Here is a 15,263-nt window from a genome sequence, read left to right on the forward strand (position 1 = left end):
ACAGTCGCCAGCTGTGAGAGAGTTCTCCACAATCCCCGGCGCGGCGGGGTTCCCAGCCGTGCTGACGTAGGGTTGACGGGTGCCGAAAATGATCCGTGTCGCCGGCCCGGCCGCCCTGGTCGGGGTGGCCTTCGTCGCGCTCATCGTCGGTCTCGAGTACGGGGGAGGCGCGACCGCCCTCCTGCTCTCCGACCCGGGCCCCCTGGTGCGCTTCGGCCTGCCGATCGCCACCATGCTCGTCAACCTGAGCTCGGCCCTCACCATCGGCGCGCTCGTTTTGGCGCTCTTCGCCCTGCGCTCCGACAGGCCCGAGTTCAACCGGGCCCTCGACGTTGCGGCGGCAGGTGCGGCCCTGCTGACCGTGACGGCCGCCGCCACCGGCTTCCTGAGCTTCCTCAACGTGACGTCGTCGTCGGCGAGCCTCGACTCGAAGTTCGGGGAGATCCTCGGGCAGTTCCTGGTGTCGGTGCCTCTCGGCCAGGCCTGGCTCGTGACCACCTTGCTCGCTGCGGCTGTCACGGTGCTCTGCTTCGCTGTGCGGAACCTGACCGCCCTGGTGTTCGTGGCGGTTCTTGCGGTCGTCACGCTGCTGCCGATGGCGCAGCAGGGCCATGCCGCGGGAGCCGACGGGCATGACGCGGCGGTGACCGCCCTGTTCATCCACATCCTCTTCGCGGCGGTCTGGCTGGGCGGCCTGGTGGTGCTCGCCCTGCTCTCGAAGCAGCTCGACAACGCCCGTCTCGTCGACGTCGTCACCCGGTACTCCAGCGTGGCTCTGGTCTGCTTCATCGCGGTCGCCGCCTCCGGCTATGTGAGCGCCGAGCTTCGGGTCGGTTCACTCGACAGGCTGCTAACCCCCTACGGCGTGCTGGTGCTCATCAAAGTGGCGGCGCTGATCGTACTCGGCCTCATCGGTGCGATGTATCGCCGGATGCTCATCCGACGCCTCGCCGACGGCGCGGGCCGGCGCACCTTCTGGAAGGTGGTTGCGGCGGAGCTGGTGTTCATGGGTGTCGCTTCGGGGGTGGCCGTTGCCCTGGCGCGCACTGCGACGCCCGTTCCGGAGACCGTTCCCCCCGAGGCCACCCCCGCCCAGATCCTGACGGGTTCCCCGTTGCCGGTCGAGCTGACCTACGGCAACTTCCTCTCCGCGTGGAACTTCGACCTGCTCTGGATCCTGATCTGCGGGTTCGGCATCTTCTTCTACATCGCCGGCGTCGTCCGTCTGAAACGGCGGGGAGACTCGTGGCCGCTGCACCGCACCATCCTCTGGGTGCTCGGCATGCTGATGCTGCTCTTCGTCACCAACGGGTTCATGAACGTCTACGAGAAGTACCTCTTCAGCATCCACATGCTGGGGCACATGATCCTCGCCATGATGATCCCGATCCTGCTGGTGTCGGCGGGCCCTGTGACGCTCGCGCTCCGCGCCATTCACAAGCGCACGGATGGTACGCGGGGCGGCCGCGAGTGGATCCTGCTCGCGGTGCACTCGAAGATCGGCACGTTCCTGGCCAACCCCATCGTGGCCGCGGCCCTCTTCGCCACCAGCCTCCTCACCTTCTACTACACCCCGCTCTTCCGCTGGGCGACGACCGATCACCTCGGGCACGAGTGGATGATCGTGCATTTCCTGATCGTCGGCTACCTCTTCGCCCAGGCGCTCATCGGCGTGGACCCGGTGCCGTACAAGCTGCCGTACCCGTTCCGGCTGCTGCTGCTCCTCGCCACAATGGCGTTCCACGCCTTCTTCGGCCTCACGCTGATGACGGGCTCGGGACTGCTCCTGGCCGACTGGTACGGCTCGATGGGTCGGCCGTGGGGGCTGAGCGCCATCGCCGACCAACAGGCCGGAGGCGGCATCGCGTGGAGCATCGGCGAGATCCCGACACTGATTCTCGCCATCGTGGTCGCGATCCAGTGGGGGCGGAGCGACACGAAGGAGACGAAGCGGCTCGACCGGAACGCTGACCGCACGAACGACGCCGAGCTGACCGAGTACAACCGCATGTTGGAGCGATTGGGTACGAGACGGTGAGCGGCCCGGTCGGCGCGAAGACGCTCTCGGCCGAGCAGCAGAAGGTCTTCGAGCTCATCGAGGGTACGAAGAAGCACGTGTTCGTGACGGGGCGGGCGGGAACGGGCAAGTCCACGCTGCTCAACCACCTCTCGTGGAACACCGAGAAGCAACTGGTGATCTCGGCGCCGACCGGCGTCGCCGCCCTCAACGTGGGCGGCCAGACCATCCACTCCCTGTTCCGCCTGCCGATCGGGGTGATCGCCGACCACGACATCGAGCAGAACGCCGAAGTGCGAAAACTGCTCAACACGATCGACACCCTGGTCATCGACGAGGTGTCGATGGTGAATGCCGACCTGATGGATGCGATCGACCGCAGCCTCAGGCAGGCCAGGCAGCGTCCGCTCGAGGCCTTCGGCGGTGTACAGGTCGTGCTGTTCGGCGATCCCTACCAGCTCGCGCCGGTGCCGGGCGATTCCGACGAGCGGGCCTACTTCTCCGACCACTACGCCTCGATGTGGTTCTTCGACGCGAAGGTCTGGAGCGAGACCCAGCTCAACATCGTCGAGCTGACGGAGATCCATCGCCAGAGCGACGACGACTTCAAGTTCATGCTGAACGCGGTGCGGCACGGCATGGTGACGAAGGAGATCGCCGACGTTCTGAACGGTGCAGGCGCCCGCACGCCACCGGACGACGGCACCATCACCCTCGCGACGCGCAACGATTCGGTCAACCGCATCAACGCCGAGGCGCTCAAGCGGTTGAAGGGTCCGGTGAAGACGGCGCGGGCCGAGGTCTCCGGCGACTTCGCGGGCCGTACCTTCCCGGCCGACGAGAGCCTCGAGTTGAAGGCCGGCGCCCGGGTGATGTTCCTGCGGAACGACTCCGACCAGCGCTGGGTGAACGGTACGGTCGGCACGGTGACCAAGATCGCAGGCTCCGTCTGGGTCGAGGTGGACGGGGAGGTGCACGAGGTCGAGCCCGTCAGCTGGGAGAAGTACAAGTACTCCTACTCGGCAACGAGCAAGGAGCTGACGAAAGACGTCGTGGGGGAGTTCACGCAGTTCCCCTTGCGCCTCGCGTGGGCCGTCACCATCCACAAGTCCCAGGGCAAGACCTACGACTCGGCGATCGTCGATCTCGGCTCCCGGGTGTTCAGCTCGGGCCAGACCTATGTGGCGCTCAGCAGGTTGACGTCGCTGGAGGGGCTGTACCTCACCAGACCGCTCCGCCCGGCCGACATCATCGTCGACAGCAACGTGCAGCGCTTCATGCGCCGCGGCTGAGCGGAACACAGCCGGGCGGTGCTCTCGCGGGCGGAGCTCCCGCGGGCGGCGATCAGGCCGCGGCGGACGCCTTGGCGTGGGCGAGGTCGCGGAACAGGTCGGTGTTGTACCCGTACGCTCTGATGACCTCGTCGATCACACGTTCGCGCTCCTCGACGCTCCAGTCCACAGCGTCGAGCTGTGCACGGTACGTCTCCTTGAACTCGCGCGGCTGGGCGATGTCTGCGAAGAGGTAGAAACCCACCCCGTTGGTCTCGAAGCCGAACTGGCGTTGCATCAGGGTGCGGATGAACTGCCCGCCCGAGAGATCGCCGAGGTAGCGCGTGTAGTGGTGGGCGACGAAGCCGCCGCTCCACGTCGCCCCGACCTCGTTGATGCGGTTCACGTACCGGGCGGTCGTCGGCAGGGGCGTGATCTGCCCGGCCCAGTCGTCGCCGATCAGAAAGCGGAGGTCTTCGGTGATCGCCGGCAGCCGGGTCAGCTTCGGCGAGAGGAAGGCGGCGGCGACGGGATCGTTCTTCATCCGCTCGGCAGCCGCCTCGATGGCGTCGTAGATGAAGTAGTGCTGGGCGACGAGCGCGATGTAGTCGTCGCGGTGGCCCTTGCCGCTCATGAGGTCGGTCATGAAACCGGCACCCTCGCTGTCGCCGTGGCCCGACCAGGTGCGCTCGCGGAGAGCCTGCGAGAAGGGGATCACATTCGTCACGACGACTCCTGAGTTAGGTTGCCCTTACCTTACCCGACGTGGTCACGCGGAGGAAGACCCAGCGCCGAGCTCGCAGCATCGTGGAGGGCGACGATCTCCCGCCGGATCTCCCCACGCGTCCCGATCGTGCCGGAGGGCCACGGGATGACCACCTGCACCGTCTCGTCTTCGGGAACCAGCCACGCCGCCCACGTTCCCCCGACCGTGTCGAGGTCGATCATGGCGGCCCGCTCGGCATCCGGAGCACCGAAGGCGCGCACGATCACGAGGTTGTCCTCGGGGTGGTCGTCGTTCATGTGGGCGAGGATGGCGGCCACGACGTCGGGAGCGAATGCAGTCATGCGGGCAACGGTAGCGGAAACCGGTTGCTCGTGCGGGTTGGCAGGATGTCGTCGAGAGCTGGCTCGAACCGGGTACGCGGGGCGCCCGGCGGCTTTCTAGGATGGCGGCATGGCTATCGTTCCCGACACGAAGAACTGGACCTGGGTGCTTGAACGCGAGTGCCCCGAATGCGGATTCGACTCGGGCGCCATCGCGTTCGACGACGTACCCGGCCTGATCCGGGCGAACGCGGCGGCCTGGCCTGCCGTGCTCGCGCGGAGGGAGGCGCGCGAGCGGCCGGACGAATCGACGTGGTCGGATCTCGAGTACGCGGCGCACGTGCGCGACGTCTTCCGGATCTTCCGCACACGGCTCGAACTCATGCTGGCCGAGGACGATCCGGCCTTCCCGAACTGGGACCAGGACGCGACGGCGCTCGAGGATCGCTACAGCGAGCAGGATCCGGCGACCGTCGCGCGCGAGCTCACCGAGGCCGCCGCCGAGGCTGCCCGCGCCTTCGAGGCCGTGCCCGCCGGGAGTCGGCAGCGCACAGGCCGACGGGGCGACGGTTCCGCGTTCACCGTCGAGAGCCTCGCCTGCTACTTCATCCACGACCCGGTGCACCACCTCCACGACGTGAAGGGCTGACGGCCCGTCTCAGTCGACCAGCTGCTCCTGCAGGAAGTTCGTCGACCGCGCGAAAGCTAGGGCGGCGGCATTCTTGTCGAGGCGTTCGACCAGGGTCGCGTTCGCGAAGATGTCGTTCGTGCCGACGTAGGTGTGCCTCGTCACCGGGGTGCCCATCTCCTTGAGCCTGCTGACGAACAGGTCGGCCTCGGTTCCGGTGCCCCAGTCGCCGAGGTCGGAGTAGTTCAGCAGCACCGGGCACGGCAGGATGCCCGGCTCGTTCTCGGTGAGACCGCCGGCGTAGGAGACGACCGCATCCGCCGACCCCGCCTGGGCGGCCTGGAGCGCGAGCCAGCCGCCGATCTCGAACCCGATGATGCCGACCTTCGAGGTGCCGTTCCGCCCCAGGGCGATGGCGTCGTCGAGTGTTGCCAGCGCGAAACCCAGATCCATCGCGTCGCGGAGCTCGTCGGCGCTCGGGGCGTCGATCGTCGCGAGACCGTTGAAGAGGTCGGGAACGACCACGAAGAAGCCACGGCTGGCGAGTGCCGTGGCATACGACTCGAGGTACGGCAGCCGGCCGAAACGGTCGTGGATGATCACGATCGACGGGTTGCCGGCCTCGCCGAACGTGAGCGGCCAGCCGGGGGAGGGGATGTCGACGAAGGCACTCACGACGCGCCTGGCGAGGGGCGCGACTCGGCGATGGCGGTGAGGGCGGCGGCCATGCCACGACGCATGTACTGCATCCAGAGCGGGCCGATGATGCGCTTGACGAGAAACCGTCGGCCGGGCAGCGGGCGGTAACCGTAGGTCCACATGATGTGGGTGCGGCCCGTCGAACCCGGCGCATAGGTCCACCGGGCGATGCCCTCGGAGACGATGCGGCTGAGGATGCCCGTGAACTGGGTGACGTCGTAGTCGAAGTGCCCCGGGGCATCCGGAGCCGTCTCGCCCGGGCGCTCGTAGCGCACGATCTCTTCGCGGAACGACCCGCCGTCGGAGAGCTTCACGGTGCGCGACGCGCCCGGGTGGTCGTAGTCGCCGCCCTCGAAGTCGACCGTGTCGACGACGGCCGGAAGCACCTTCAGGTAACCCTTGAAGAGGGTGCTGTCGTCGCGCGGGACGACGACGTCGAACGCAGTGCCGGGCGGCGAGAAGCTCACGCCCACGACCGTGAACATGACCAGCTCTTCGCGCTCCATGAGACTCCCACCAGGCGTTGTCGGTTGATCAACTCTACTTCGCCCGCTCCCGGCCCCGACGTCTAAGCTGGTGGCGTGGCTCCGAGTGGCCGGCAGGCTCACCTGCCTTCGGGGCAGGGCGGTGAGGTTCGAGGGTGATGTCCTCAGCGAGCATTCCCGGTCGCACCCGCATCTTCGGGTCGTATGCAGACATTCTGGGCGTCTCGGGGGCCTGGCGGTTCACGCTCGCCGGCTGGCTCGGACGGTTCGCCCGATCGACGAGCGGTATCGCGACGATCCTGCTGGTGTCGGCCCAGACGGGCAGCTTCACACTCGCCGGTGCGGTCGCCGGAACCATCGTGCTCGGCATCGCTGTCGGGGGCCCGCTGTGGTCGCGGGCGGCGGATGCCCGGGGCCAGGCCGTCGTGTTGCCGCTCAGTCTCGCCGCCACCCTGGTCGCGGCCGCGGCTCTCGCCCTGACGATCGTGCTCGGCGCGCCGGTGTGGAGTTGGTTCGTCTCTGCGTTCGCACTCGGAGCGGGTTCCCTCGACATGGGTTCGCTGGTGCGGGCGCGGTGGCGCGGGGTGCTCGACACGGGGGAGAAGCGCCACACGTCGCTTGCCCTCGAAGCGGTGAACGACGAGCTGGTGTTCGTGGTGGGACCGCCGGCCGTCACGCTGATAGCCGCGACGGCGGGCCCGCTGTCCGGGTTCGCGGCCGGAGTCGTCGTGACCGTCGCCGGGGGAGTGGCCCTGTGGCTGCAGCGGAGTACCATGCCGCGCGTGGTGCGGGCCTCGCCGCCGGAAGCTGCGGCGCATCCCCGGCGGCGCTTCCGTCTCCCCGCGGGAGTGCTGGGGTTGCTCCCCGTCTACCTCGGTGTCGGCGTGGTCTTCGCCTCGTTCGATGTGGGGGCGATCAGCCTCTCCCGGCAGGCGGGCCAGCCGTGGCTGGCCGGGGTGATCCTCGGGGTCTTCGCCCTCGGCAGTGTCGTGGCGGGGTTCGCCTTCGGGCCGCTCAGCGCGCGGTGGGCTCCGGCCACCCGGGTTCTCGCGGCCTCGGTGGCCTACGCGGTCGTCGTGCCGTGTCTTCTGTTGTTGCAGACGCCGGCGGCGATCGCGAGCGCTATCTTCATCGCCGGGCTCGTCACGACGCCGGTGCTCATCTCAGGCACCTCGCTCATCGCCGGCCTGGTCGAGGATGCCCGGCTCACCGAAGCGCTGACCTGGCCGTCCATCGGACTCTCGGTCGGGGTGACGCTCGGCGGGGCGGTGACAGGCGCGGCGATCGACCACGGCACGGCGTTCAGCGCGTTCACGGTCGCGGCCTGCGCTGCACTCGTGGTGGGCGTGTTCGGCGTGCTGTGCGCCCTGGTCGAGCGCCGCCGCCCCTAGGCCGCCGACCCTAAGCCACCGCGTTGTCCCCGCCGGTGTCGTCAGCCATCGTGCTCTGCTGCGAGATGCCCGCGCCGCCGCCGTCGTTCGTCCACGTCCAGTTCGCCACCTCGGGGATGTCCTCCCCGTGTTCGCGGGTGTATGCCCGGGCGCGCATCCGGGCATCCTGCATCTCCTGGCGGAGCGAGGCGGCGCGCACGGCGAGCCCCGGCACCCGGTCGATCACGTCGATCACCAGGTGGTACCGGTCGAGGTCGTTCAGCATCACCATGTCGAACGGGGTCGTCGTGGTGCCCTCCTCTTTGTAGCCGCGCACATGGAGGTTGGTGTGCCCGGTGCGCCGGTAGGTCAGGCGGTGGATGAGCGACGGGTACCCGTGGTAGGCGAACACCACCGGCTTCGTCGTCGTGAAGATGGTGTCGAACTCCCGGTCAGGCAGACCGTGCGGATGCTCGGTCTCGGACTGCAGGCGCATCAGGTCGATCACGTTCACGACCCGCACCGCCAGATCGGGCAGATGCTCGCGGAGCATGGCTGCCGCCGCCAGGGTCTCGAGGGCCGGCACATCGCCCGCGCAGGCCAGCACGACGTCGGGCTCCTCGCCCGGCACCTCGGTGCCGGCCCAGTCCCAGATGCCGAGCCCGCGCGTGCAGTGTGCGACTGCTTCGTCCATCGTGAGCCAGTTGGGGGCGGGCTGTTTGCCTGCCACCACAACGTTGATGTAGTCGACCGAACGGAGGCAGTGGTCGTAGGTCGAGAGCAGGGTGTTCGCATCGACCGGGAGGTAGACCCGCACCACATCGGCCTTCTTGTTCACCATGTGGTCGATGAACCCGGGATCCTGGTGGCTGAAGCCGTTGTGATCCTGCCGCCAGACGTGGGACGAGAGCAGATAGTTCAGCGAGGAGATCGAACGTCGCCAGGGAATCGAGCGGGAGACCTTCAGCCATTTCGCGTGCTGGTTGGCCATCGAATCGATGATGTGGATGAACGCTTCGTAACAGTTGAACAGCCCGTGCCTGCCGGTCAGCAGGTAGCCCTCGAGCCAGCCCTCGCACTGGTGCTCGGAGAGCATCTCCATGACGCGGCCGGCGCGGGCGAGGTGCTCGTCGACGGGCCAGATTGCGCTGTTCCACTGCTTGTCGGTCTCGGTGTAGACGCCCTGCAGCCGGTTCGATGCCGTCTCGTCGGGCCCGAAGATCCGGAAGTTGTCGGGGTTCTGCTCGATCACACCCGCGAGCCAGTCTCCGAGCACCTTCGTCGCCGATTCGCTGGTCGCCCCGGGGGAGGGCACGTCGACCCCGTGTCTGCGGAAATCGGGCAGGTCGAGCTCCCGCCGCAGCACGCCTCCGTTCGCGAACGGGGTGGCGCTCATCCGCAGGTCGCCGGCTGGCGCGAGCGCGGTGATGAAGTCCCGCGGCCTGCCCGACTCGTCGAAGAGTTCATCGGGCTTGTACTTCTGCATCCAGTCTTCGAGGATGCGCGTGTGGGCTTCGGTGTCGCGGGCGTTCGCGAGCGGCACCTGGTGGGCGCGCCAGGTGTTCTCGACCGGCAGGCCGTCGATCTCGGCCGGGCAGGTCCAGCCCTTCGGAGTGCGCAGGATGATCATGGGCCAGTTCGGCGCGCCCTCGAGGGTTCCCTCGGCGGCCTGCTGCTTGATCGCGGCAATCTCATTCAGAACGAGATCGAGGGTCTCGGCCATCCGTTCGTGCACGAGCAGAGGATCTTCCCCGTCGAAACCGCCCGAGACGAAGTGCGGGTTGTGCCCGTAGCCGCGCATCAGGGCGAGCAACTGCTCCTCGGGCATCCGGGCCAGCACGGTCGGGTTCGCGATCTTGTAGCCGTTGAGGTGGAGGATCGGCAGGACGACACCGTCCTGTGCGGCATCCAGGAACGCGTTCGAGTGCCAGCTGGTGGCGAGCGGGCCGGTCTCGGCCTCCCCGTCGCCGATGACGCAGGCGACCAGAAGGTCCGGGTTGTCGAAGGCGGCACCGTAGGCGTGCGAGAGCGAGTAGCCGAGCTCGCCGCCCTCGTGGATGGAACCCGGCGTCTCCGGGGCGTTGTGACTCGGGATGCCGCCCGGGAACGAGAACTGGCGGAACAGTCGCTTCATGCCCTTCGCGTTCTGCGTGATGGGCGAGTAGACCTCGCTGTACGTGCCGTCGAGCCAGGCATTGGCGACCATCCCGGGGCCGCCGTGACCCGGGCCGGTGATGTAGAGCGTCGCCTGATCGCGCTGTTGGATGATGCGGTTGAGGTGTGCGTAGACGAAGTTCAGGCCCGGGGTGGTGCCCCAGTGGCCGAGCAGGCGCGGTTTGATGTCGTCGCGGCTGAGGGGTTCCCGCAGCAGCGGGTTGTCGAGCAGGTAGATCTGCCCGATCGAGAGGTAGTTCGCCGCGCGCCACCAGGCATTGACCCTCTGGAGTTCTTCGCCCTCGAGTTTCTGCGGGTCGAGGCGCGGCCAGGTCTTCGGGGTGTTCATGGGAACCTTCCTTGGAGCTTCATCGGGGGAGGAGCTTCGTCGGTGTCTAGACCGTTGTCTGGGTTGCGGCGAGCACGAGCACACTGCCGAGCGAGACGACCGCCATCAGGATCATCAGGGCGGCGAGGATGCCGAGGCGCGGCCGGCCCCGGCGGGTGAGGAGTTGTGTGATCACCATCGCGACGTACAGCAGCACGACGACCACGAGCGCCACGGCCGCGAGGCCATGCGGGGCGAACGGCATCAGCGCGAACAGCATCACGGCTGCGATCAGCGCGAAGAGCCCGCCGACGACGAGCCAGATCCGACCCGTCGAGGTGGTCAGTGAGGGTTGGTTGGTGACTCTGGTGGGGTCGGATTCGGGCTGACTGTCGGAACCGGGGTTCGTCATTCCTCCGGTCTATCCCACTGGCGGGCCGGGCGTAACCCCTTTCACCTTCTTCGGCGCCCAGGGTTCATCGCACGCTCATAAGTGAAGTATTCTCATGTACAGTTGCGGGATGCGCTTTCACCTTGCTGCTCGAATCAGTACCGGAGTTGTTCTCGCCGCGCTGGCCGGCGGAACATTGGCAGCCCCCGGAGCCCTGGCTGAGTCGCCCGGTGTCTCCCTTGGGCTCCACGCGTCGGCGATCAGTGTGGATTCCGGTCTTGGCCGGGTGTATGTCACAAGCGACCACGACAATCTCGTGACCTCGTTCGATGAGGCCGCGCCCGAAGGGTCGACCCGAACGGTGACCGTCGGCGCTGAGCCGATCGGGGTGGCTGTCGACTCGGTGACGCATCGAGTGTTCGTGGCCAACGCGGCATCGAAGACTATTTCAGCATTCGACGGCACGGTCGGCAGCCCGGTCGTCGCGACAATCCCGCTCCGCTCAATTCCGACGGGAATAGCCGTCGATCCGGTCACGCACACTGTTCTCGTGACCAGTCAGACAACGGACACGGTCTACTCATTCGACGGCACCTTGGTGAATCCGACCCTGTCTGCCCTGGCAGTTCCTGCTGGCCCCTCGTCGATAGCTATAGATCCGGGAGCAGGCGCGGCCTTCGTGGGCAATGTTCAGTCGAACACAGTCAGTCGTATTGACCTGGCCAGCGGACGCGTGACGGCCACCGTGGCAACGGCCTACTACCCGGACAACATCGCCATCGATACGTCGACCCACATCGTCTTCGTGGCGAGCCGGAACGACGGAAGTATCCACTCCTTCGATGGGCGGGATCCAGTTCCGACTTCAAAGAAGGTAGTCAGTGTCAGGGGGGCACTCAGCCTCACGGTCGACCCCATCGACCACCTCGTCTACGTGGCCGACGGATACACCGTGCGATATTTCGACGGCCGAGCTGACGCCCCGTTGCTGCTGGACGGGACAGCCGATCCGTACCCCGTGCGATACCTCCACCTTGTGGCCGCAGATCCGAAGGGCGGTCACGTCTACGCGATCCGATCTGAGCCGATGACCTCCTTCGACACTATCTGGAAGGTTGTACCGCTCCCTGCCACGTCCCCGGCGATCATGCCAGTCGGTGTGAACATCTATGCTGTCGGGTCGTGGGTCGATCTCTACTTTTCGGGAACCGGCAACCCCCTGCCTTCGCTTTCCTTCGGGGGCACCCTGCCTCCGGGTCTCGCTTGGAGTGCAGGTACGCTCAGCGGACGGGTGACGACTGTCGGGCACAGCACCTTCACGCTGACGGCGTCAAACGGGGTCGGGCCGGGTGTGGTTCGTTCGTACGACTTCGTCGTGACCCCGCCGCCCCCTTCCCTGGTGACCTCTGATGAACTGCCGGTTGCCAGAGTCGGGACGTACTATCGCTTCAACCCGGTCGGAGTTTCTCCGCTGGGTGTGACCTGCTCCGTTACGAGTGGCCGGTTGCCAGCCGGAATCGTACTGGCTTCCGCTGGCTGCGCGCTCACCGGGAAGCCGACTACCCCAGGCCCGTTCAGCTTCAGGCTCACCGCTACGAACGAGGGTGGCAGCAGTAGCGTCGAGTACATGCTGACGGTCAGCCCAGTCGGAACTTCCCCGTGTCTTCGTTCGGAAATCGCCGGTCGGCAGGCCTGTTAGGAGTTCTGTAGAACATATGTTCGAATGTCGGTAGGCTCGACGTATGAGCATCGCATTCCAGACCTCTCTCTTCGACGACATCGACGCCGAGCCCGAACTCGAGCCCCTGGGTTCCTCGGTGCACCGCATCGAGTTGGGCGAGGGCGCGTGGCTCGACATCCGGCCGGGGTGGGTGACCAACTCCGACGCGCTGTTCGAGAGGCTCGCCCAGAATGTTCCGTGGCAGGCCGACAAGCGGGAGATGTACGACAGGGTGGTCGAGGTGCCCCGGCTCGTGTCGTGGTTTGGACCGGAGGCGAGGTACCCCGACCCGGTGCTGGAGCAGGCGCAGAACGACCTGAACGATCACTACGCCCGCCCGAGAGACCAGGTCTTCGAGACGGCCGGTCTCTGCTTCTACCGCACCGGCGACGACAGCGTGGCCTGGCACGGTGACCGGGTGGGGAGGGCGATCGACCGCGACACGATGGTGGCGATCGTGTCTGTCGGGGCCGCCCGAACGCTCTCGCTCCGGCCGAAGGGCGGGGGAGACGTGCAACGGTTCCCGGTGGGCCACGGGGACCTCCTGGTGATGGGTGGCAGCTGTCAGCGCACGCACGAGCACGCGATCCTGAAGACGAAGCAGGCCGTCGGCCCGCGCATCAGCTTCCAGTTCAGGCCGCACTGGAAGCGCCTGTCGGCGTGACGGCGTAGTCCGCGGGGTCGAGGATCGTCACGCCGCGCGTGTGACTGAGCAGCTGCGCGCGGAGGCGAACGCCCCGGCGGGCACAGTTCAGGGCGATGGCACTCGCCCACGCCCGGTCGGGTTCGGTCAGCTTCCCCTTTCCGGGGCGTTCCCACACCAGCACGAGTTGCACGGCTGCGACCTGCTGGAGGATGCCGGCGAGGTGCCCGACCAGCACGTCGGTCTCGGCGCGATCCGGTTGCCGGGGCAGGTCGTCGAGCGGGATGACCACCGGCAGCTGGTCGTCGTCGTTGTCGAGGAACATCAGCCAGAGCTGGCGGTGACCGGCGGTGCCGATCAGCGCGAGCACGCGGTCTTCGAGTTGTGCATCAGTGGTCAGCGGGGTGTGGGTGGCCGTGGCGGCCAGGAGAGTGTTCATACCGAGAAGGATGCCCCGGTCATCCACCGTCCGAAGGGCCGCGCGGAGGATCTGTGGACAACCGGGTCAGGACGCGCTCTGGGGAGGAGAAGTGCGGAACGACGGCCGCACCGCCGGGCGCCCGGCCGCCGTGATGACGAATTCGTCGAGCATCTGCCGACCGTCGGGCCAGGCACCCAGCCCGCTCGACGCATTGATGTGGCCCAGGGCACCCAGTACCCGCGGAACCGCCCTCCACGCACGAGCGAGTTTCAGGGCACGCTCACTCGAACAGTACGGATCGTCGGTGCTGATCAGCACTTCCGCCGGCACGTCGAGCCGGATGTCATCGGTGTGGTCGAGGCCCGCGATCATGTCGCGGGCGATTCCGCGCCGGTCGGGCGGTGCCACGAGAAACAGCCCGGCCACGCGGGAGGAGTTCCGCACGGCCCAGTCCACCGCCACGAGGCAGCCGAAGCTGTGCGCGACCAGCACCGCGCGCTCGCTGCCGTGGGCGTCGGCCGCGACGTCGAGGGAGCGGCTCCAGTCCGCCGGGTCGTGATCGTCCCAGGAGGGCGGCGCGATGCGCACGGCGACGGGCAGCTCTGCCTCCCAGAGCGTCTGCCAATGGTCGGGGCCAGAGCCCCCGCTGCCGGGAACGATGGTGAACAGCATCCGCAACCTCTCCGTGAACATCTCGTCGAGAGGCGACGCTACACGAGCGACCCGGTCACGCCCACCTCTGCCACCCCTCGTAGGGCGCCAGGAGCGTGACCGGGCTCAGCTTGCACAAGGCTGCCGGGCGGTTACGCAGCAGCCTTCTCGGAGACGGCCGCGACGACGCCCTGCACGACGGCTTCGAGCTGGCCGACGACCTCTGCGTCGTCCTTCGGGTGGATCTCAGCGAAGCGCACGACGGAGCCGGGGATCGCGAGCTTGATCTCTTCGAGCACCGAGGCGCCGGCGATGGTCAGGGCCTTGCGGGCCTCGTCCTGGGCCCAGACGCCACCGAACTGGCCGTAGGCGCTGCCGATCGCGGCCAGCGGCTTGCCTGTGATGGGGCTCGCACCGAAGGGACGCGAGGCCCAGTCGATGGCGTTCTTCAGCACGGCGGGGATGGTTCCGTTGTGCTCGGGGGTGACGACGAGCACGGCGTCGGCTGCGGCGAGAGCGTCGCGGAAGGCCGTGGCGGCGGCGGGAACCGAGCCCTCAACGTCGATGTCCTCGTTGTAGAAGGGGATGTCGGCGAGGCCTTCGTAGATGGTCAGGTCGACGCCCGCGGGTGCGACGCCGATGGCGGCCTCGGCGAGCTGGCGGTTGGTGGAGCCGGCGCGGAGGCTACCGACGAGAACGAGGATCGAGGTGTCTGACATGGTTTCTCCTGAGAGGTCGGGGGTGTTGCTGTCAGGAGATGCAACCGGACCGTGGTCCGTTTATTCCCGCAGTGCTACGGTCGGGGGATGGATGCCCGGCCACACCCGCCTCGGCCTCTGCTGTTGGGTGCACCTGCGGGGCCGCCCCGCGCCGACGCCGAGCGGAACCACGCCCTCATCCTGGCCGCCGCGCGCCGGCTCCTCGAAGGCCGCGGGGTCGACGGGCTGACGATGGACCTGGTCGCGGCCGAGGCCGGTGTCGGCAAGGGAACGGTCTTCCGGCGGTTCGGAACTCGCACCGGGCTGATGCTCGCCCTCGTCAACGACATTGAGACCGACTTCCAGCGACGGTTCATGAGCGGCCCGCCGCCGCTCGGGCCGGGGGCACCGGCGACCGACCGGCTGGTCGCGTTCGGCCGGGAGCGCATCGCGATGCTCGAGCTGCAGGGCGACCTGCTGCGTGCGGCCGAGGACCGACCTGACGAACGCTACGCCTCGGCCCCGCGCGCGGCGAGTGCGCTGCACCTCCACATCCTGCTGAACCAGGCCGGCTACGACGGGGACACCCCGGTGCTGGTGTTCACCCTGCTCGCCAGTCTCGATGCGACCCTCGTGCTCTACGAGAACCGCAGCCAGAACGTGACGATGGAGCGGGTGGCGAATGCCTGGGAGGACCTGGTCCGACGGGTGACGGCACCGCGGGCATCCTGAGCCGCCGC

The 15,263-nt window shown here is 67.7% G+C and carries 16 protein-coding genes; 7 read left to right on the top strand and 9 right to left on the bottom strand.

Going from position 1 to position 15,263, the window contains the following annotated elements; genetic code table 11:
• The first annotated feature begins 88 nt into the window (after positions 1-88).
• Together FB464_RS14890 and FB464_RS14895 are read left to right on the top strand one after the other, a co-directional pair.
• The gene (locus FB464_RS14890; RefSeq protein WP_116416348.1) at positions 89-2,038 is read left to right on the top strand and encodes a bifunctional copper resistance protein CopD/cytochrome c oxidase assembly protein; all 1,950 of its coding nucleotides are present in this window, start codon (positions 89-91) and stop codon (positions 2,036-2,038) included.
• The gene (locus FB464_RS14895; RefSeq protein WP_116416347.1) at positions 2,035-3,309 is read left to right on the top strand and encodes an ATP-dependent DNA helicase; all 1,275 of its coding nucleotides are present in this window, start codon (positions 2,035-2,037) and stop codon (positions 3,307-3,309) included. The genes FB464_RS14890 and FB464_RS14895 overlap by 4 nt, the downstream gene beginning before the upstream one ends.
• A 52-nt stretch (positions 3,310-3,361) precedes the next feature.
• Here FB464_RS14895 and FB464_RS14900 read toward each other — a convergent pair whose 3' ends face one another.
• Complete coding sequence (locus tag FB464_RS14900) at positions 3,362-4,015, bottom strand: biliverdin-producing heme oxygenase (protein WP_116416346.1); 654 nt, start codon at positions 4,013-4,015, stop codon at positions 3,362-3,364.
• A gap of 29 nt (positions 4,016-4,044) precedes the next feature.
• Positions 4,045-4,356, bottom strand: a complete 312-nt coding sequence (locus tag FB464_RS14905; RefSeq protein WP_116416345.1) for a DUF2470 domain-containing protein — start codon at positions 4,354-4,356, stop codon at positions 4,045-4,047.
• A gap of 109 nt (positions 4,357-4,465) precedes the next feature.
• Here FB464_RS14905 and FB464_RS14910 point away from each other — a divergent pair, with 109 nt between their 5' ends.
• Positions 4,466-4,984, top strand: a complete 519-nt coding sequence (locus FB464_RS14910; RefSeq protein WP_116416344.1) for a DinB family protein — start codon at positions 4,466-4,468, stop codon at positions 4,982-4,984.
• A 9-nt stretch (positions 4,985-4,993) separates the two neighbouring features.
• On the opposite strand, the gene FB464_RS14915 is transcribed toward FB464_RS14910, so the two are convergent.
• Positions 4,994-5,638 carry a dienelactone hydrolase family protein gene (locus FB464_RS14915; RefSeq protein WP_170152021.1) on the bottom strand — a complete coding sequence of 215 codons (645 nt, stop codon included), beginning with the start codon at positions 5,636-5,638 and terminating at the stop codon, positions 4,994-4,996.
• Complete coding sequence (locus FB464_RS19890) at positions 5,635-6,168, bottom strand: SRPBCC family protein (protein WP_170152020.1); 534 nt, start codon at positions 6,166-6,168, stop codon at positions 5,635-5,637. The genes FB464_RS14915 and FB464_RS19890 overlap by 4 nt, the downstream gene beginning before the upstream one ends.
• Positions 6,169-6,305: 137 nt before the next feature.
• Here FB464_RS19890 and FB464_RS14920 point away from each other — a divergent pair, with 137 nt between their 5' ends.
• Positions 6,306-7,538, top strand: coding sequence for an MFS transporter (locus tag FB464_RS14920; RefSeq protein ID WP_116416342.1), 1,233 nt, complete (start codon positions 6,306-6,308; stop codon positions 7,536-7,538).
• A 10-nt stretch (positions 7,539-7,548) separates the two neighbouring features.
• Here FB464_RS14920 and FB464_RS14925 read toward each other — a convergent pair whose 3' ends face one another.
• Positions 7,549-10,020: a phosphoketolase family protein gene (locus FB464_RS14925; RefSeq protein WP_116416341.1), complete on the bottom strand. Its 2,472-nt coding sequence runs from the start codon at positions 10,018-10,020 to the stop codon at positions 7,549-7,551.
• Between the two features lie 46 nt (positions 10,021-10,066).
• Positions 10,067-10,411, bottom strand: coding sequence for a hypothetical protein (locus tag FB464_RS14930; RefSeq protein WP_116416340.1), 345 nt, complete (start codon positions 10,409-10,411; stop codon positions 10,067-10,069).
• Between the two features lie 109 nt (positions 10,412-10,520).
• Here FB464_RS14930 and FB464_RS14935 point away from each other — a divergent pair, with 109 nt between their 5' ends.
• Positions 10,521-12,089 carry a putative Ig domain-containing protein gene (locus tag FB464_RS14935; protein ID WP_170152019.1) on the top strand — a complete coding sequence of 523 codons (1,569 nt, stop codon included), beginning with the start codon at positions 10,521-10,523 and terminating at the stop codon, positions 12,087-12,089.
• Positions 12,090-12,132: 43 nt separating this feature from the next.
• The gene (locus tag FB464_RS14940; RefSeq protein WP_116416338.1) at positions 12,133-12,774 is read left to right on the top strand and encodes an alpha-ketoglutarate-dependent dioxygenase AlkB; all 642 of its coding nucleotides are present in this window, start codon (positions 12,133-12,135) and stop codon (positions 12,772-12,774) included.
• Here FB464_RS14940 and FB464_RS14945 read toward each other — a convergent pair.
• From FB464_RS14945 to FB464_RS14955, 3 genes are all read right to left on the bottom strand, one after another.
• A complete protein-coding gene (locus tag FB464_RS14945) occupies positions 12,743-13,192 on the bottom strand; it encodes a hypothetical protein (RefSeq protein WP_116416337.1) in 450 nt (149 codons plus the stop codon). The two genes, FB464_RS14940 and FB464_RS14945, sit on opposite strands and share 32 nt — an antisense overlap.
• Positions 13,193-13,258: 66 nt before the next feature.
• The gene (locus tag FB464_RS14950; protein WP_170152018.1) at positions 13,259-13,846 is read right to left on the bottom strand and encodes an RBBP9/YdeN family alpha/beta hydrolase; all 588 of its coding nucleotides are present in this window, start codon (positions 13,844-13,846) and stop codon (positions 13,259-13,261) included.
• A gap of 131 nt (positions 13,847-13,977) precedes the next feature.
• Positions 13,978-14,544: an NAD(P)H-dependent oxidoreductase gene (locus FB464_RS14955; RefSeq protein ID WP_116416335.1), complete on the bottom strand. Its 567-nt coding sequence runs from the start codon at positions 14,542-14,544 to the stop codon at positions 13,978-13,980.
• An 87-nt stretch (positions 14,545-14,631) separates the two neighbouring features.
• On the opposite strand from FB464_RS14955, the gene FB464_RS14960 reads away from it, so the two are divergent.
• Positions 14,632-15,255: a TetR/AcrR family transcriptional regulator gene (locus tag FB464_RS14960; RefSeq protein WP_116416334.1), complete on the top strand. Its 624-nt coding sequence runs from the start codon at positions 14,632-14,634 to the stop codon at positions 15,253-15,255.
• Positions 15,256-15,263 lie beyond the last annotated feature (8 nt).

It is taken from the genome of Subtercola boreus (assembly GCF_006716115.1).
Lineage (GTDB): Bacteria > Actinomycetota > Actinomycetes > Actinomycetales > Microbacteriaceae > Subtercola > Subtercola boreus.

Excerpts from the sequence above, each read along its gene's own strand:
- FB464_RS14890 (WP_116416348.1), top strand. The coding sequence starts at position 89 with ATGATCCGTGTCGCCGGCCCGGCCGCCCTGGTCGGGGTGGCCTTCGTC.
- FB464_RS14905 (WP_116416345.1), bottom strand. The coding sequence starts at position 4,356 with ATGACTGCATTCGCTCCCGACGTCGTGGCCGCCATCCTCGCCCACATG.
- FB464_RS14910 (WP_116416344.1), top strand. The coding sequence starts at position 4,466 with ATGGCTATCGTTCCCGACACGAAGAACTGGACCTGGGTGCTTGAACGC.
- FB464_RS19890 (WP_170152020.1), bottom strand. The coding sequence starts at position 6,168 with ATGGAGCGCGAAGAGCTGGTCATGTTCACGGTCGTGGGCGTGAGCTTC.
- FB464_RS14920 (WP_116416342.1), top strand. The coding sequence starts at position 6,306 with ATGTCCTCAGCGAGCATTCCCGGTCGCACCCGCATCTTCGGGTCGTAT.
- FB464_RS14925 (WP_116416341.1), bottom strand. The coding sequence starts at position 10,020 with ATGAACACCCCGAAGACCTGGCCGCGCCTCGACCCGCAGAAACTCGAG.
- FB464_RS14930 (WP_116416340.1), bottom strand. The coding sequence starts at position 10,411 with ATGACGAACCCCGGTTCCGACAGTCAGCCCGAATCCGACCCCACCAGA.
- FB464_RS14935 (WP_170152019.1), top strand. The coding sequence starts at position 10,521 with ATGCGCTTTCACCTTGCTGCTCGAATCAGTACCGGAGTTGTTCTCGCC.
- FB464_RS14940 (WP_116416338.1), top strand. The coding sequence starts at position 12,133 with ATGAGCATCGCATTCCAGACCTCTCTCTTCGACGACATCGACGCCGAG.
- FB464_RS14945 (WP_116416337.1), bottom strand. The coding sequence starts at position 13,192 with ATGAACACTCTCCTGGCCGCCACGGCCACCCACACCCCGCTGACCACT.
- FB464_RS14950 (WP_170152018.1), bottom strand. The coding sequence starts at position 13,846 with ATGCTGTTCACCATCGTTCCCGGCAGCGGGGGCTCTGGCCCCGACCAT.
- FB464_RS14955 (WP_116416335.1), bottom strand. The coding sequence starts at position 14,544 with ATGTCAGACACCTCGATCCTCGTTCTCGTCGGTAGCCTCCGCGCCGGC.
- FB464_RS14960 (WP_116416334.1), top strand. The coding sequence starts at position 14,632 with ATGGATGCCCGGCCACACCCGCCTCGGCCTCTGCTGTTGGGTGCACCT.